General features: G+C 67.7%; 14 protein-coding genes. 5 read left to right on the forward strand and 9 right to left on the reverse strand.

Features of this window, described 5'->3' with window-relative positions:
* The first annotated feature begins 223 nt into the window (after positions 1-223).
* Positions 224-1,348: a hypothetical protein gene (locus IPK81_20245; GenBank protein QQS11846.1), complete on the forward strand. Its 1,125-nt coding sequence runs from the start codon at positions 224-226 to the stop codon at positions 1,346-1,348.
* Positions 1,349-1,811: 463 nt separating this feature from the next.
* On the opposite strand, the gene IPK81_20250 is transcribed toward IPK81_20245, so the two are convergent.
* The 3 genes from IPK81_20250 to IPK81_20260 all read right to left on the reverse strand — a co-directional run bounded on the left by IPK81_20250 (position 1,812) and on the right by IPK81_20260 (position 4,478).
* Positions 1,812-2,441 carry a TetR/AcrR family transcriptional regulator gene (locus tag IPK81_20250; GenBank protein ID QQS11847.1) on the reverse strand — a complete coding sequence of 210 codons (630 nt, stop codon included), beginning with the start codon at positions 2,439-2,441 and terminating at the stop codon, positions 1,812-1,814.
* Positions 2,442-2,509: 68 nt separating this feature from the next.
* Entirely contained in the window at positions 2,510-3,586 is a 1,077-nt protein-coding gene (locus IPK81_20255; GenBank protein ID QQS11848.1) for an alpha/beta hydrolase, read from the reverse strand.
* Positions 3,587-4,037: 451 nt separating this feature from the next.
* Positions 4,038-4,478 carry a VOC family protein gene (locus IPK81_20260; GenBank protein QQS11849.1) on the reverse strand — a complete coding sequence of 147 codons (441 nt, stop codon included), beginning with the start codon at positions 4,476-4,478 and terminating at the stop codon, positions 4,038-4,040.
* Between the two features lie 93 nt (positions 4,479-4,571).
* Here IPK81_20260 and IPK81_20265 point away from each other — a divergent pair, with 93 nt between their 5' ends.
* Together IPK81_20265 and IPK81_20270 are read left to right on the forward strand one after the other, a co-directional pair.
* Positions 4,572-4,739: a hypothetical protein gene (locus IPK81_20265; protein ID QQS11850.1), complete on the forward strand. Its 168-nt coding sequence runs from the start codon at positions 4,572-4,574 to the stop codon at positions 4,737-4,739.
* Positions 4,740-4,776: 37 nt separating this feature from the next.
* Entirely contained in the window at positions 4,777-5,808 is a 1,032-nt protein-coding gene (locus tag IPK81_20270) for a 5-methyltetrahydropteroyltriglutamate--homocysteine methyltransferase (GenBank protein QQS11851.1), read from the forward strand.
* 174 nt (positions 5,809-5,982) lie between these two features.
* On the opposite strand, the gene IPK81_20275 is transcribed toward IPK81_20270, so the two are convergent.
* The 4 genes from IPK81_20275 to IPK81_20290 all read right to left on the reverse strand — a co-directional run bounded on the left by IPK81_20275 (position 5,983) and on the right by IPK81_20290 (position 9,915).
* Positions 5,983-7,185 carry a CoA transferase gene (locus IPK81_20275; GenBank protein QQS11852.1) on the reverse strand — a complete coding sequence of 401 codons (1,203 nt, stop codon included), beginning with the start codon at positions 7,183-7,185 and terminating at the stop codon, positions 5,983-5,985.
* Between the two features lie 156 nt (positions 7,186-7,341).
* Positions 7,342-7,620 (reverse strand): hypothetical protein, encoded by a 279-nt coding sequence (locus tag IPK81_20280; protein ID QQS11853.1) that lies wholly within the window; start codon positions 7,618-7,620, stop codon positions 7,342-7,344.
* A 187-nt stretch (positions 7,621-7,807) separates the two neighbouring features.
* Complete coding sequence (locus IPK81_20285; protein QQS11854.1) at positions 7,808-8,260, reverse strand: hypothetical protein; 453 nt, start codon at positions 8,258-8,260, stop codon at positions 7,808-7,810.
* 146 nt (positions 8,261-8,406) lie between these two features.
* Positions 8,407-9,915 carry a DUF1254 domain-containing protein gene (locus IPK81_20290; GenBank protein QQS15189.1) on the reverse strand — a complete coding sequence of 503 codons (1,509 nt, stop codon included), beginning with the start codon at positions 9,913-9,915 and terminating at the stop codon, positions 8,407-8,409.
* Between the two features lie 229 nt (positions 9,916-10,144).
* Here IPK81_20290 and IPK81_20295 point away from each other — a divergent pair, with 229 nt between their 5' ends.
* The gene (locus IPK81_20295) at positions 10,145-11,149 is read left to right on the forward strand and encodes an AraC family transcriptional regulator ligand-binding domain-containing protein (protein ID QQS11855.1); all 1,005 of its coding nucleotides are present in this window, start codon (positions 10,145-10,147) and stop codon (positions 11,147-11,149) included.
* Between the two features lie 272 nt (positions 11,150-11,421).
* On the opposite strand, the gene radC is transcribed toward IPK81_20295, so the two are convergent.
* On the reverse strand, positions 11,422-12,327 hold the full coding sequence (radC, locus tag IPK81_20300; protein ID QQS15190.1) for a DNA repair protein RadC: 906 nt from the start codon (positions 12,325-12,327) through the stop codon (positions 11,422-11,424).
* Positions 12,328-12,714: 387 nt separating this feature from the next.
* On the reverse strand, positions 12,715-13,527 hold the full coding sequence (gene map / locus IPK81_20305) for a type I methionyl aminopeptidase (protein QQS11856.1): 813 nt from the start codon (positions 13,525-13,527) through the stop codon (positions 12,715-12,717).
* A 156-nt stretch (positions 13,528-13,683) separates the two neighbouring features.
* On the opposite strand from map, the gene IPK81_20310 reads away from it, so the two are divergent.
* Positions 13,684-14,448 (forward strand): competence/damage-inducible protein A, encoded by a 765-nt coding sequence (locus IPK81_20310; protein ID QQS11857.1) that lies wholly within the window; start codon positions 13,684-13,686, stop codon positions 14,446-14,448.
* The last annotated feature ends 21 nt before the right edge of the window (positions 14,449-14,469 follow it).

Genomic DNA, 14,469 nt, shown 5'->3' on the forward strand with positions numbered 1-14,469 from the left:
GCGAGAGCCTTTTGGGGTAAGGCCTGCAAAACGGCGAATTTTCCCGCCCGCTCCTCGCAGAAGAATGCCGTTTTGCAGGCCTGACCCCAAAGCGTCCGACGGTGATCGTCATCGCGCACAGGGAGTCAGCTTTGCGAGTGTGGCGCCGTGTTTTGGGTATTGGCCTCAGATCAACTAGCTCTAGACTAGTCCATACGGAGAGCGCATGAGAGGCGCGGCACCCATGGATGAGATTGTTTGCGGGAAACTCCCACGACGTAGAGCAATGTCGGGAGTTCTTTCCGCTGCCGCTTTGTTTTCTCCCGCCGCTGCCTCATCGCAATCACACACTAAGGGCGAGCATCTACCAAGTGGGCGGTTCGTGGACATCTCGGTCATTGGTCGAGCAAACGAAGCAATTTGGTCTCAAGATGGGAAATACATTGTTGTACTAAGCGATAATGGCCGTTGGTTGTCAGTTCTGAATGGCATATCCGGGAATCTTGTTGCCCGGCGGGCAATCTTCAAGACATTCGGAGTCGGCCAAGTATTGTCTATGAATACCCGCAGCAGCGTGATTGTTGGAAACACCTACTGGCCGCCGCGCATAGGTAGGTGGCTATGTTTGGAGATCAACTTGGAGAATGCCGAAATTCTTAGCGAAATTGCTCTTTCCGATCGCCTGCCATCGAAGCCCGAAGTTCTCTTCGAAGAAATGGCAATCTCGCCAACCGACAATAGAATGTGTGTTTTGCCGAGAGGCGGATTCGCCAGTGGCAGTATATATACATTTGATAGAGAAATAGTAACTCCAATGCAGCGAGTGATGAGCCCTGATGGGCGGTTCTTCGGACAGCCGGAGTTCATTGATGATGAGAGAGTGGCATGTCCGCATCAACGCGCGAATAAAGATGGCAATCGATACTCCATCGCGATCACAACATCGATGAGTATGAAGCCATTTACACATGTGAATTTTCGAGCGGAACCGGGAATCATTCGACTCTCGCATGGTGGAAAGTTTGTGTTTGTCGGATACAAGTTCAATTTGACTGGGAATGGACAAATGGACGGACTGAGAGAGTCCGATGTGTATGATGTCCAAACCGGAGAGATAGTTCGGACGTTTCTCGAAAGCCCATCACAAGGGGTCGCGTCATGGAGCGTTGATTCCAAGTTTGTTGCAACAAATCTTCGATCGGACGATGCGATGCTTGCGGGCATGTCGCTTTTGAACATTTCCAGCGGAGAAATCCGACCACTTTGGTATGAATTTCAAGGAGTTTTAGACAATCCGCAATTTTCGCCTAGTGGAAAACGCCTTCTGTGGATTGCGGAGGGGCGCGTACGAGTATTCTCAATTGCGTGAGGCATCATCATAGCATTTCGCATTCAGCATCTTGCGCGACTTAGCGATCATGTTAGTGAGCCGGAGCGGCGCGCCGGTGCGCGCGTTTGCATGTCAGATGGATCCAGCTACTCGTTCGTGAAGAGAATAGGTAGCCCGAATTCACGCAGCGGCATGACAATGGACGTTATACAAGGCAATTGACGGGGCCAGGCCTACAAAGCGGCAAAATTCCCGGGCCGTCGGCGCCGAAGAATGCCGTTTTGCAGGCCTGACCCTGAAGCTTTAATAACTGCCTGAGCGGTACAATCCCTCAATAAAAAACCAACCACCTGCGAAGAAGCAAACGAGATTCCAATGCCTGACCGAGCCGCAATTTCATTGCGACGACGTCAGGCCTGACCCGACGTGGGGCGGCCGAAAGGATCCCTCGCTGCGCTCGGGATGACAGTCGGAACGTAGTGGCGTGCCGTGCCACGCGCCGCTACCTCGCGCCCATCGACTCCAAGCCGCCCAGCGCGAGTCGTGTCGCGAAGTCGGCGGCCGCGGCGGCGTCGACCGGATCGCGCGAGATCATCAGCACCGACACCTCGAAGGCGATGCCCGACAGCGCCGCCGCCAGCAGCCCGGAATCGACCGCCGGCAGCGCGCCGCGCGCGGTGGCGTCCTTGATGTCGTCGTAGAGCGCGCGCGCAAGCGTGCGCACGTCGGGCTTGTCGAGCAGGGTGCGGATCGCGGTCACGTTGCGCCGCGCCAGCGCCAGCAGCTCGGGATCGCCGGCGATGAACTGGAAATAGACCTCGAAATGCCGGCGCAGGAACGCCTCGGCCGACGCCGCGGCGGCGCGGCCGGCGCGGTGGCGGCGCAGCAGCTCGTCGGTCAGCTCGCCGACCACGGCGGCGAAGATCGCGTCCTTGTCCTCGAAGTAGTTGTAGAACGTGCCCGTGGCGAGGTCGGTGCGGCGCACGATGTCGCGCACGCTGGCGGCGCCGTAGCCCATCTCGGCGAACACCGTGCGCGCCGCCGCCAGCAGCCGGGCGCGGTTCTCCACCTTCTTGCGCTCCCGGCGCGAGGCGCCCGGGGCGTTCTCCGCCGGTTCCGTGGCGTTCGACATCGTCGCTCAAATCCCCCGGACGGTGTTTAGGGCGCGACCGCCGCGCGTGGCAACGTCGGGCCGCGCCGTCACGCCACGACGGCGAGCTCGTGGCGCAGCGCGCCGACGATGTCGTCCATGGCGCGCGCCGCGGCCTGCAGCGTGCCGCGCATGCCGATGAAGCCGTGGATCAGGCCGGGAAAATCGCGGTGCGTCGTGCGCACGCCGGCGGCCCGCAGGCGCTCGGCGTAGGCCACCGCCTCGTCCCGCAGCACGTCGAAGCCGGCGGTGAAGATCAGCGCCGGCGGCAGCCCGGCGAGATCGGTCGCGAGACCCGGCGACGCCCGGGGGTCGTCCGCCTGCGCCGGATCGGCGAGATACTGGCGGCGCGCCCATTCCATGCCGGCCCGGGTCAGCAGGAAGCCCTCGGCGTAGAGGTCGTAGGACCGGCTGTCCATGCGCAGGTCGAGCGCGGGATAGATCAGCAATTGCAGCGCCGGCGGCGTGGCGTCGTGGCGCGTCGCCTGGGCGACGGCGGCGGCGAGGTTGCCGCCGGCCGAGTCGCCCGCCACGACCAGCCGCCGCGGCGACAGATCGAGCGACGCCGCGTTGGACGCCAGCCAGCGCCACGCCGCGATCGAATCCTCGACGGCGGCGGGGAAGGGATGCTCCGGCGCCAGCCGGTAGTCGAGGCCGATCACGACGCAGCCCGAGGCCGACGCCAGGAAGCGGCAGGGATCGTCGTAGGCGTCGAGCCCGCCGAGGTTCCAGCTCCCGCCGTGCAGAAACAGGATCGCCGGCGCGTCGGGGCGCACGCCCGCCGGGCGGTAGATGCGGATCGGCAGCGGCCCGGCCGGGCCGGGGATGGCGCGGTCGACGATCTCGCCGATCGGCGGCGCGCCCAGCCCCATCGGCAGCAGCGACGCCGACATCGCCTTCATGCCGGCCTCGAACTGGGCCCGCGCCTCGGGCAAGGGCAGCGTGTGGGTGGGCTTGCGGCCGCTCTTCTCGAACACCCTCAGCAGCCACTGGGCGCGGGCGTCGAGCGTGCGGCCGTCGATCTCGACCGGCGCGCCGGTGGCGACGTTGACCCACGACAGCGGCACGCGCAGCGCCAGCAGGGCGGCGCGGTCGCGCACGAGCGTGGTCAGGGAGGGCGTGGCCATACGCCCGACGATACACGGTCGGCCGCCGCCGCGCACCCGCGGGAGGAGACTGACGCGCAGGCCCATGGTCCGCTCCCCCATCGGGACGAGCGCGTTCACACAGCTCGGGTCGGGCCATCATTTCCCTCTCCGCCGCGAAGCGGGGGAGAGGGAAGGGGCCCATGCGAAGCATGGAACGCCGTATCGGCGAAGCCGATACGGCGGGGGTGAGGTGGTGGTTGAATCGGTGGCGATGGCGATTGGAGAAACCACGTGCGTAGCCATCAAGCGGCGACTACGCCGCCGCCGCCTACCTCACCCTTCCCGCGCTGCACGCGGGCCCCTTCCCTCTCCCCCCGCAAGCGGGCGGAGAGGGAGAAAACGAAGGCGCGCCAGCGCTCTATCGTCGAACAACGCGACGCGACGATGGCCGGGATGTACGAATTCGCCCCGCCGTCGCGACGCGCCTCGCCTAGGCGGCGTGCTCGGGCGTGCGCTTGGCCGGCGCCATCGCGCCGCGGTGCTCGCTGACGCCCTCGACGGCGGGCTCGTCCCAGAAGTTCATCTCGATCTGGATGCCGTCGGGATCGTGCACGAAGACCTGCTGCAGCGGCCGCGCCGGCACCTTGCGCACGGTGTGGGCGACGCCGTCCTTCTTGAGCAGCTCGATCGTGTCGACCAGGCCGACGCAGCGCAGCGCGATGTGGTCGATGGCGCCGCTGCCGTGGTCCTGCCGGCCGCTCTCGAACACCAGGTGCAGCACGGCCTGCTCGCCGGCGTACATCCACGCGCCGGGGAACGGGAAGGGCGGCCGGTCGCCGTTGCGCAGGCCGACGTACCTCTCGTAGAAATCGACCGTCTTCTTCAGGTCCTTGCAGTAGACGTTGTAGTGTTCGAGCAAGGTGGCGGGCATGGCGGATCCTCCGATGGCCGGCGGGAACCCTATGGGACGCGGGCCGCCGGTGTCAAAGCGCGACGCCGGCCGCCGGGCGGGGAGGCGCTGACCATGAACGATTTCCAGATCGCGAGCATCGTCGGGCTGGTCGCCCTGCTGGCGGGCATGATCGTGCTGCGCCTGCGCGGCGGCCAGGGGATGTCCCAGATCACGGGCGGCGTCCTCGTTGCCTGCGCCATGATCGCCATCGCGGCGCTCGTCGAATACATGCGAGAGTGAGCCCGCGAGGCCCGCCGTCGGGCCGCGGGAGATCGAGATGGCGACGCTTCCCCTCCTGCCGACCACGCTGGTCGGCAGCTATCCGCAGCCGGACTGGCTGGTCGACAAGGACGCGCTGCTGGGCGCCGGCCCGCCGAGGGTGCGCATGGACAAGTTCTGGCGCGTGCCCCGGCCGCTGCTCGACGGCGCCCAGGACGACGCCGTCCTGCTGGCGCTGCGCGACATGGAGCGGGCCGGGCTCGACATCGTCACCGACGGCGAGATCCGGCGCGAGAGCTACTTCAACCACTTCGCCAATTCGCTCGACGGCATCGACCTCGACCAGCCCGGCGAGGTGCCGGGCCGCACGGGGAAGCCGACCCTGGTGCCGCGCGTCGTCGGACCGGTGCGCCGGGCGCGGCCGGTCGAGCTGGAGGCGGCGCGGTTCCTGCGCGCCAGCACCGACCGCGCCATCAAGATCACGGTGCCCGGCCCGTTCACCATGACCATGCTGGCGAAGAACGAGCACTACGCCGACGAGCGCGCGCTGGCGATGGCCTACGCCGACGCCGTCAACGCCGAGCTGAAGGATCTCAAGAACGCCGGCGTCGATGTCGTGCAGATCGACGAGCCCTACCTCTCGCCCAACGCCGACCGCGCGCGCGGCTTCGCGCTGGAGGCGATCGACCGCGCGCTGCACGGCGTCGCCGGACCGACCGCGCTGCACATGTGCATGGGCTACGCCTACGTCGTGAAGGAGAAGGCGACGCGCTACGCCTTCCTGCCGGAGCTGGCGGCCAGCTCGGTGGCGCAGGTCTCGATCGAGGCGGCCGAGCCGCGGCTCGACCTGTCGGTGCTCAAGGACCTGCCGGGCAAGAGCGTGATGGTGGGCGTGCTGAACCTCGGCGACCTCGCCGTCGAGACCGCCGGAACGGTCGCGTCACGGATCGACGAGGCGCTCAGGCATCTACCGCCCGAGCGTCTGATCGTGGCGCCGGATTGCGGCCTCAAATACCTGCCGCGCGCCGTGGCCTACGGCAAGATGGCCGCGATGGTCGAAGGCGCCCGCCGCGTCCGCGCGCGGCTGTGATCGTCGCCGACCACCTGATCGAACGAGACCCCCTGTCATCCCGAGCGCAGCGAGGGATCCAGGCGCCGCGCCTGGATCCCTCGCTGCGCTCGGGATGACAGCATGGATGGAGCGGCGGCGGTCCTTGTGCGGTCGGGCGTCGCATCCCACTGGTAGGACGCGCGCCGACGCCGCCTACGTCGAGCTGGCGTCGCGGGTCGCGCCGCTGTCCAGCATCGAGCGGATGCGCTCGGCGCTGAAGCCGGCCTCGCGCAGCACCTCGACGCTGTGCTCGCCCAGCCGCGGCTGGTGGCGGCGGATCTCCGGCGGCGTGCGGCTGAAGCGCGGCGGGATGTCGGGCGTGCGCAGCTTGCCCTCGGTCGGGTGGTCGATCTCCTTCCAGAAATCCGTCGCCACCAGCTGCTCGTCGACCAGCAGGTCCTCCAGCGAGTTGACCGGCCCGTGCGGCACGTTCGACTTCTTCAGCAGCGCGTTCCACTCGGCGTTGGTCCGGGTGGCGCAGATCTCGGCGAGCGTCGCGTAGACCACCTCGACGTTGGCCAGCCGCAGCGCCAGCGAGCCGAACCGCGGATCGGCGATGATGTCGGGCCGCCCGATCAGCTGGCAGAACTCGCGCCAGTGCGAATCGGTGTAGGGCAGCAGCGCGAAGAAGCCGTCCTTCGACGGATAGGGCCGGCGCTCCTTGTTGAGCAGCCGCTTGTAGCCGGCCGTCTCGATCGCCGGCTTGAAGGTCTCGCCGTAGAGATGCTCGACCATCACGTACGACACCAGGCTCTCGAACATCGGCACCTCGATCGACTGGCCGAGCCCGGACTTCTCGCGCTCGTACAGCGCCGCCAGCACGGCGGCCACGACGGCGTTCGAGCTGGTCTTGTCGGCCACGATGGTCGGCAGGAAGCGCGGCGCGCCGGCGACGACGGTCTGCAGCATCGCCAGACCCGATCCCGCCTGGATGATGTCGTCGTAGGCCGCCTTCGGCCCCATCGGGCCGGCGGCGCGGTAGCCGTAGGTGGCGAGGTAGATCAGCCGCGGATTGATCTTCTCGAACGCCTCGTAGGGCACGCCCAGGCGCGCCGCCGGCTCGGGCCGGTAGTTGTGCATCAGCACGTCGGCCGTCTTCGCGAGGTCGAACAGCGCCTGCCGTCCGTCGTCCTTCTTGAGGTCGAGCACGATGCTGCGCTTGTTGCGGTTGCAGCCGAGGTAGAACGCCGCCATGCCCGGATTGCGCCGCGGACCGAGCTGGCGCGTCGTGTCGCCCTCCGGCGACTCGATCTTGACGATGTCGGCGCCGAGATCGCCGAGCTGCTGCGCCGCCCACGGCCCCAGCACCACCGACGTGCAGTCCAGAATCCTAACCCCCGCCAAAGGCCCGGCCATTCGCTCCACTCCCTCGCGATTCGGCGCCGCGGCGTTGTCCGCCGTCGGCGCCCGATGCGCGCATTTACGCCGCCACAGCGGGTCGATGTAAAGCCGGAACCGCACGCGCCCGGCGCCGGGCCGCGTTGCCGGCGCGACGGGGCTGGCGGCGCGCGCCTACAGCGGCCCGAGGCTCTTGAAGCTGGCGTGGCTCCTGCGGTCGATGACGAGATGGTCGTGGGCCTCGATGCCGAGCGCCTTGGCGGCGGTCCCGACCTCCTTGGTCATCTCGATGTCGGCGCGCGACGGCGTCGGATCGCCGGAGGGATGGTTGTGCGGCAAGTCGCCGTCGGACTCCTGGCGCCGATATCGCCTGATCCATGGCATCGCAGGTTTCGCCGGGTGACGCGGACCGGGGACGGGAGTCCTCGGTTGCCCGGGATCGTCCCGACGCATCACGCTCGCCCCCCGTCACGCGGTCTTGGGCTGTCGTCGATCGGCTGGCCCGTCTCCGTTGGGTTCGTCGGCGGACACTGCACCGTCGCCCTATCGCGTCCATGCCGTTCGCGGGCATCGCTGGAATGAACGGGCGCGCCGGATGCGGCCGCGACGGCGGACGTCGCGCGAGCGCTCGACGGCGACGTCAACGTCGCTGGCGAGCGAGGATCCGCCACGACGTCTGCAGGATCGTGAAGATGTACGCCGTGCTGATCCCGAACAGCAGCATTCCGTTGACGGACTCCAAGGCTCCCATCATGCGCCAGTGCGCCTCGAGAGCGACGCCTGACGCTCCACGCGTCGACATCGAGTCAATGGAATAGAGGATGGCTTCTGACGGTGACGCGATCGCGCCCAGCCAGATATACGCCGCGGCCCAGATCCCGGCCTCGAGACCGTGGAGTACCGCCAGCAGGAGGCCGGCGGCGCTGACGAGAGAGATGAGGATCGGGATCGCCCGCCGCGGCGGCAGGTGGCGGTCCGCGAGTCTCCTGCGGATCCCCGCGAACGCGAGGGCGCTGAGAACGACGCCGACCGCGTGAATTCCGATGGTCAGCGCGGTCAGCAACAGCCCCCACATCCAGTTCGCGGCTTCCAATCGATGTCCCTCCCTCGCAGAGGATGCCGCCTGCGAGTCGCCACGGCCGGCGAAGCGCCTTGGCGGCGTCGCTGGACCCGGGAAGCGTCACGGGATCTTCGTCGCCGCGGGCCGCGGCGACGAAGCGTTGGATGCGCTCCGCTAGCTCACGGCTGCACCACGATGTCGTCCGGCCGCCACTCCTTCTTGAACCACGGCTCCAGCGGCCCGTAGAGGCGCAGGATCGTGAACCACGACTTGCCGGGGACGGTCTGAATCCAGTTGCTCTCGTGCCCGGCGGGCGCCTTCGGGCCAAAGTACACGTCCACTGAGCCGTCGGCGTTGACCTTCATCGACTTGTTCTGGCTGCTCACGCTCGGGAACCGGGCGTCGGTCTGCAGCATCGAGCGGGTCTGCGCGTCGTACACGATCACCGACCAGAACGTCCTGACCGGGATGTTCGGCGGCAGGCGCAGCTTGTAGTTCCTGCCGCCGTCGAGCGGATTGTCGTCCGCATCCGACGCGGTCCACGGATAGGTCGAGCCCTCGCCGACGATCTGCGTGTCCATCGCGGGCGTGACGCCGGTGGCGGCGAAGAAGTACATCGCGCTGCCGGTGAGGTTGGCGACGCCCGGCTGCCACTCGAACTTGTAGCCGCCGATGAACGGACGCTTCCATTTCCGATTGTCGAAGAACAGCGCCTCCTTCTCCCGGTTGCGGTAGAATAGCGCGCGCGCGGTCGCGTCGCCCGCGGCCGCGGCTTCGGCCAGGATCCTCTTCATCCGCTCATCGGGCGCGAACGGCTTGCCCTTCTGGATGCCGATCGAGGCCCAGAACCCGAGCGTCGTGGGATCGAGCGCCTCCGTCGGCTCGTTCTGCACGGCCTCGTTCAGCAACTCCCAGAACCGGGAGTCTCCGGGACCGACCATGTTGAACGGCTTGCCGGACATGTCGACGAAGTTCATCTGCGGCGGCGCACCGGTCTGCCCGAGCGGATAGACCTTCGTCGTCTTCTTGACGAGATCGACGCCCGGGGCCGGGCTGCCGTCGACCACGAAGCTGCGCCAGACGACCCAGACGCTCAGGCTGCCGGGACGGATCACGTGGTAGCCGGACGGAACGTCGCCCTTGTAGCCGGGCGGCAGGAGCAGGAATTTACCGCCCTCGCCGCGGTCCGGCCCCGTGAAGCCGATGTCGCCCGCCCAGCGGTACCAGATGTCGTTGACCGTGCCGAGGACCTTCGGCGGGGCTTCCAGCACCAGCGGACCCTTGCGCAGGTCGATCCAGAACCACGTGTAGGGCGTGTTGTCGTTCGCCGTGAGCTCGACGGTCCGCGAGTCCACCATCTGCTCCCAGATCGGCACGGTCGTGTTGGCGGGGCCGACCGAAAGGATCCCCGCGCGGTTGGCCATCTGGTTGACGACCGGAAGCGCGAGGAGATACGCCTGCAGCGCCCGCTGGAAGTCGAGATTGTCGTAGATTTTGTCCGTGCTTGCCTTGTCCGGCACGCCGCCGAGGAAACGCAACGCGCCGAAGCGGGAGTCGACGCTATCGGGAGAAACGACGCCGGGCGGCATCGGCGTGGTGAATCTCGATGCGGGCGGCGTCGGTGTCCCGGTCAGCGGCTGGGCGAAGGCAACGCCGGCGTTCAATGCCATCGCAAGGCCCGCGGCCATCGCCGCGGAGATGACGGCATCTCGGTAGTGGTGCATGCAATCCTCGCTTAAGTTCGGTCGTGATCGGTCGATCCGGTCAAGCAAACCCAGGTCCGCTTGCCGGGTGCTCGCGCGCTCGATTCGCGTTCCATGGAGCGCCATTCCAGCCGCCTTCGCTACACCGGTTTTGCGTTGACCCGGTTGCTTTTTGGGGACAAAAAACCCCATGTCGCGTACGGAAATCCGGCCCATGCAGCGCGCAGCCTCGCTGCTGCACTTGCCTTCCCTGCTGGCCGAGCTCGGGGTTGATCTGGACGAGGTTCTCAACGATACGGGCGTATCGACCGCGGATATCAGGCCCGACGCGTTTATTCCCTACGCCAGCTATCTCAAGGTGCTGCGGCGCTCCACGGAACTCTCGCGCTGCGCGGATTTCGGGCTTCGCCTCGGCAGCAGGCAGACGCTGGCGTCGCTCGGCCCGGTCGGGGGCGTCATGCGGTGCGCCGCGACTCTGGGCGAAGCCCTCGCGGATTTTGTCACCTTTCAGATCAGCAATTCCACCGGAGGCGCGGTCTATCTCCATGCGAGCGGCGACGACTTCGCGTTTGGCTACGGTGTCTACGATCCGGAGTTTGAGGCTTCGCGCGAAATGTACGACCTTGTCGTGGCGGTCGGGTGCAATCTGATCCGCGAGCTGACGGCGGGAATGGTCGAACCGCTGGAAATTCTCATGATCGGACGGGAGCCCGTCGATCTCGCGCCGTATCGCGCGCTCACCACCAGACCCATGCGCTTCGAACAGAGTGAGGCGTGCCTCATACTGCCGAGGCGCGTCCTTGCGTTTCCGCTCAAGACCGCCGATCCGGCGACGCGGGAGAAAATCCTGTCCGAGCTATACCAGCGGCTGCTGCGGGCACCGTGGGGGACGTCGAGCCGCGTCAAGCATGCGTTGCGCTCGCTGATGCTCACAGGCGTCCATTCGATGCGAGAGGTCGCCGCGCATCTGGACCTCCACCCCAGAGCGCTTCGCCGCCAGCTCAAAGACGAGGGGACGACCTTCGAGGTGATAAAGGACGAAGTTCGCGACGCGGTCGCACGCCAGTTGCTTTCCCTGACGCGATTGACGGCGGCGGACGTGGGCCTGTCCTTGGGCTACAGCACGCCCAGTTCCTTCGCCCACGCCTTCCAGCGATGGAGCGGGATGTCCCCGGCCCGATGGCGGCGGCGTTCCACGGACGGTCAGGTTCTTCGGTGATCGTGACGGCGGAGGGGAGCGCGCACCGGGCATCCCCGCATCGCCCAGCACGAGGGGTTCCATCCGGTTGCGATCACCCTCCGGCAGGCACGCCGCTTGTCCGCCCGGGACAACGCACCGGCAAATCCGCCGCTTCTGCTTCCGGTCAAACGCACCGGTCCCGTGTCGTCAGCCGCAGGTTCGGTCCGCCGGCGGCAACGGGCGTTTCCGCACCGGGTCGGCGCTTGGCTTTGCGCGACGAGCGGAACGACGTATGGATGCCCTCGGTGCGTTCACAGCAGCCCGAGGCTCTTGAAGCTGGCGTGGCTCTTGCGGCCGATGACGAGGTGGTCGTGGACCTCGATGCCGAGCGCCTTGGCGGCGGTCCTGACCTCCTTGGTCATCTCGATGTCGGCGCGCGACGGCGTCGGATCGCCCGAGGGGTGGTTGTGCACGAGGATGATCGACGAGGCGCTGAGCTCGAGCGCGCGTTTGACCACCTCGCGCGGATAGACCGGCGTGTGGTCGACCGTGCCGCGCTGCTGCGTCTCGTCGGCGATGAGGACGTTCTTGCGGTCGAGGAACAGGATGTGGAAGCGCTCCGTCTTCTCGTGCTGCAGGCTGGCGTGGCAGTAGTCCAGCAGCTTCTGCCATGAGCCGATCACCGGCCGCTCGGCCACCTCGCGCCGCGCCAGCCGCAGCCCGGCCTCGCGCACGGCGCGGAAATGGATCGCGGTGCGCTCGTCGACGCCCTCGTCCTTGAGCCGCTCGAGATCGGCCGACAGCACGTCGCCCAGCGCGCCGAAGCGCTCCAGCAGGCGCTTGGCCAGCGGCTTGACGTCGATCCGCTCGATCGAGTGGAACAGCAGCAGCTCCAGCAGCTCGTAGTCCTGGAAGCCGTCGACGCCGGAGTCGCGGGCGCGCTGGCGCACCCGCTGGCGGTGGCCCCAGTAGTGCGGACGGTCGGCGGACGGCGCGCCGGAGTTGTGTCCGGTGGCCGGAGGCGCGGCGGCGATGGCGCGGGCCAGCGCCGATGTCGGGTCGGACGCGGCGAAGTCCCAGGCCTGGTCGATCCGGTTCCACTGTCCGCCGGCCTCGCGCAGCGCGGCGCGGTGCGCCAGCGTGTTGCCCGACACGCGCCACACGGTGGCGCCGGTGTCGCGGTCCTTGGCCTGGCGCAGCGTCAGCCCCGCCGCCATCAACGTCAGCAGGCCCGCGTCGTCGGCGCCGGCCTCGTCGTCCCGTGTCTCCGGCGCCGTCTCCGCGGCCGCCGCCATCCGCTTCCGGGCCATCCCGGACCCCCGATCAAGTCCCACCCGCGATGCAGCCTGAAGACGAGTCGTGGCGAGAAAAGGGCGGAGGTTGCGTGCGTCTGGAATCCCTCGCCTGCCCGCGCGCCGGGGCGCACCGCTTCGACCGTCATCCCGAGCGGAGGCGCGCAGCGCCGCGGTCGAGGGATCTTGGCGCGGCGTCCGCTGAGGAAAGATACTTCGACTGCGCGCCTGCGGCGCTCCGCTCAGGATGACTGGGGAGGTGGTGTGCGACCCCCCGCGTTGGGCAGCGCGGCGGCCCGCCTGCCGGACGTGCTACGCCGCCGCGTAAGGCGGTTTGTCGAGGCCGGCGGGGGAGGTCGTGAAGATCTCGACGCCGTCCGCGGTCACGCCGACGGTGTGCTCGAACTGGGCCGAGAGCGTGCGGTCCTTGGTCACGGCGGTCCAGCCGTCGGACAGGATCTTCACCTCGTAGCGGCCGGCGTTCACCATCGGCTCGACGGTGAAGATCATGCCCGGCGCCAGCAGCGGGCCGGTGCCCGGCACGCCGTAGTGCAGGATGTTCGGCGCGTCGTGGAACACCTTGCCGATGCCGTGGCCGCAGAAATCGCGAACCACCGAGAAGCGGTTGGCCTCGACGTGGCTCTGGATGGCGTGGCCGAGATCGCCCAGCCGCGCGCCCGGCCGGATCGTGGCGATCCCCTTCATCATGGCCTCGTAGGTCACGTCGCACAGGCGGCGCGCCAGCAGCTTGGCCTCGCCGGCGATGTACATGCGGCTGGAATCGCCGTGCCAGCCGTCGAGCGTCGGCGTCACGTCGATGTTGACGATGTCGCCGCTCTCCAGCCGGCGGTCGCCGGGGATGCCGTGGCAGACGACGTGGTTCACCGACGTGCAGATCGACTTGGGATAGCCGCGGTAGCCCAGCGGCGCCGACACGCCGCCGCGCTCGCGGATGAAATCCGCGCACAGCCGGTCGATCTCGTCGGTGGTCACGCCGGGGCGCACGTGGGGCGCGATGAAGTCGAGCGTCTCGGCCGCCAGACGGCCGGCGCGGCGCATCGCCGCGAACGCGTCGGCGTCGTGGATCTTGATGTCGCGCTGGTCGCGGTCCCAGTAATCCTTCATTTCCGCGATTTCGGCCTGCGAGGTCATGGCCGGTATGTGGCACGCTGGCCGTCGCCCGACAAGGGCGCGGACCGAAGGGCAGGCCCCGCCGGCGCGCCGGTTTCGCCATGCCGCGGGTGTGGTTAAGGTGGCTCCACAGCGCCACTGGATCGAGACATGACCGCACCGGAAAAGACCGTCACCGCCTGCCTGCTGATCATCGGCAACGAGATCCTCTCGGGTCGCACCCGCGACGTGAATCTGCAGTTCCTCGCGACCGAGCTGAACAAGATCGGCGTGCGCATGGCGGAGTGCCGGGTGGTCGCCGACGTCGAGGACACCATCGTCGCGACCATCAACGAGGTGCGCCGCAAGTTCGACTACGTCTTCACCACAGGCGGCATCGGGCCGACCCACGACGACATCACGGCGGACGCCATCGCCAAGGCGTTCGGCGTCGGCATCTCCGAGCATCCCGAGGCGGTCGACCGGCTGACCCGCTACTACGCCGATCCGGCGCTGTTCACCACGCCGCGCCGGCGCATGGCGCGCATCCCGCACGGCGGCGATCTGGTCGACAATCCGGTGTCCGTGGCGCCCGGTTTCCGCATGGAGAACGTGTTCACCTTCGCCGGCGTGCCCAAGATCGTCGAGGGCATGTTCCACTCGATGAAGCACCTGCTCGTCGGCGGCCGGCCGATGATCAGCCGCACCATCCGCACGACCCAGCCGGAGGGTTTCATCGCCGAGCCGCTGGGCGCGGTCCAAGGGCGCCATCCCACCACCGAGATCGGCAGCTATCCCGCGTTCCGCCAGGGCAAGCCCAGCGTGTCGCTGATCATCAGGGGCGTCGATCCGGCCGAGGTCGCGGCCGCGTTCGACGATCTGTTCAAGGTGCTGGACGCCGTCGGCGGCGAGCCGGAGGAGACCACCGTCACGTGACGCGCCGGCCGCTCGGGATCC

The organism is Rhodospirillales bacterium (genome assembly GCA_016699855.1).
Taxonomy (GTDB): domain Bacteria; phylum Pseudomonadota; class Alphaproteobacteria; order Reyranellales; family Reyranellaceae.

What these genes read in the sequence shown, in the direction of transcription:
- IPK81_20255 (QQS11848.1), bottom strand. Translation starts at nt 3,586, where the DNA reads ATGGCCACGCCCTCCCTGACCACGCTCGTGCGCGACCGCGCCGCCCTG.
- IPK81_20275 (QQS11852.1), bottom strand. Translation starts at nt 7,185, where the DNA reads ATGGCCGGGCCTTTGGCGGGGGTTAGGATTCTGGACTGCACGTCGGTG.
- IPK81_20270 (QQS11851.1), top strand. Translation starts at nt 4,777, where the DNA reads ATGGCGACGCTTCCCCTCCTGCCGACCACGCTGGTCGGCAGCTATCCG.
- IPK81_20245 (QQS11846.1), top strand. Translation starts at nt 224, where the DNA reads ATGGATGAGATTGTTTGCGGGAAACTCCCACGACGTAGAGCAATGTCG.
- IPK81_20280 (QQS11853.1), bottom strand. Translation starts at nt 7,620, where the DNA reads ATGCGTCGGGACGATCCCGGGCAACCGAGGACTCCCGTCCCCGGTCCG.
- map (QQS11856.1), bottom strand. Translation starts at nt 13,527, where the DNA reads ATGAAGGATTACTGGGACCGCGACCAGCGCGACATCAAGATCCACGAC.
- IPK81_20265 (QQS11850.1), top strand. Translation starts at nt 4,572, where the DNA reads ATGAACGATTTCCAGATCGCGAGCATCGTCGGGCTGGTCGCCCTGCTG.
- IPK81_20250 (QQS11847.1), bottom strand. Translation starts at nt 2,441, where the DNA reads ATGTCGAACGCCACGGAACCGGCGGAGAACGCCCCGGGCGCCTCGCGC.
- radC (QQS15190.1), bottom strand. Translation starts at nt 12,327, where the DNA reads ATGGCGGCGGGGCTGACGCTGCGCCAGGCCAAGGACCGCGACACCGGC.
- IPK81_20260 (QQS11849.1), bottom strand. Translation starts at nt 4,478, where the DNA reads ATGCCCGCCACCTTGCTCGAACACTACAACGTCTACTGCAAGGACCTG.
- IPK81_20310 (QQS11857.1), top strand. Translation starts at nt 13,684, where the DNA reads ATGACCGCACCGGAAAAGACCGTCACCGCCTGCCTGCTGATCATCGGC.
- IPK81_20290 (QQS15189.1), bottom strand. Translation starts at nt 9,915, where the DNA reads ATGGCCGCGGGCCTTGCGATGGCATTGAACGCCGGCGTTGCCTTCGCC.
- IPK81_20295 (QQS11855.1), top strand. Translation starts at nt 10,145, where the DNA reads ATGCAGCGCGCAGCCTCGCTGCTGCACTTGCCTTCCCTGCTGGCCGAG.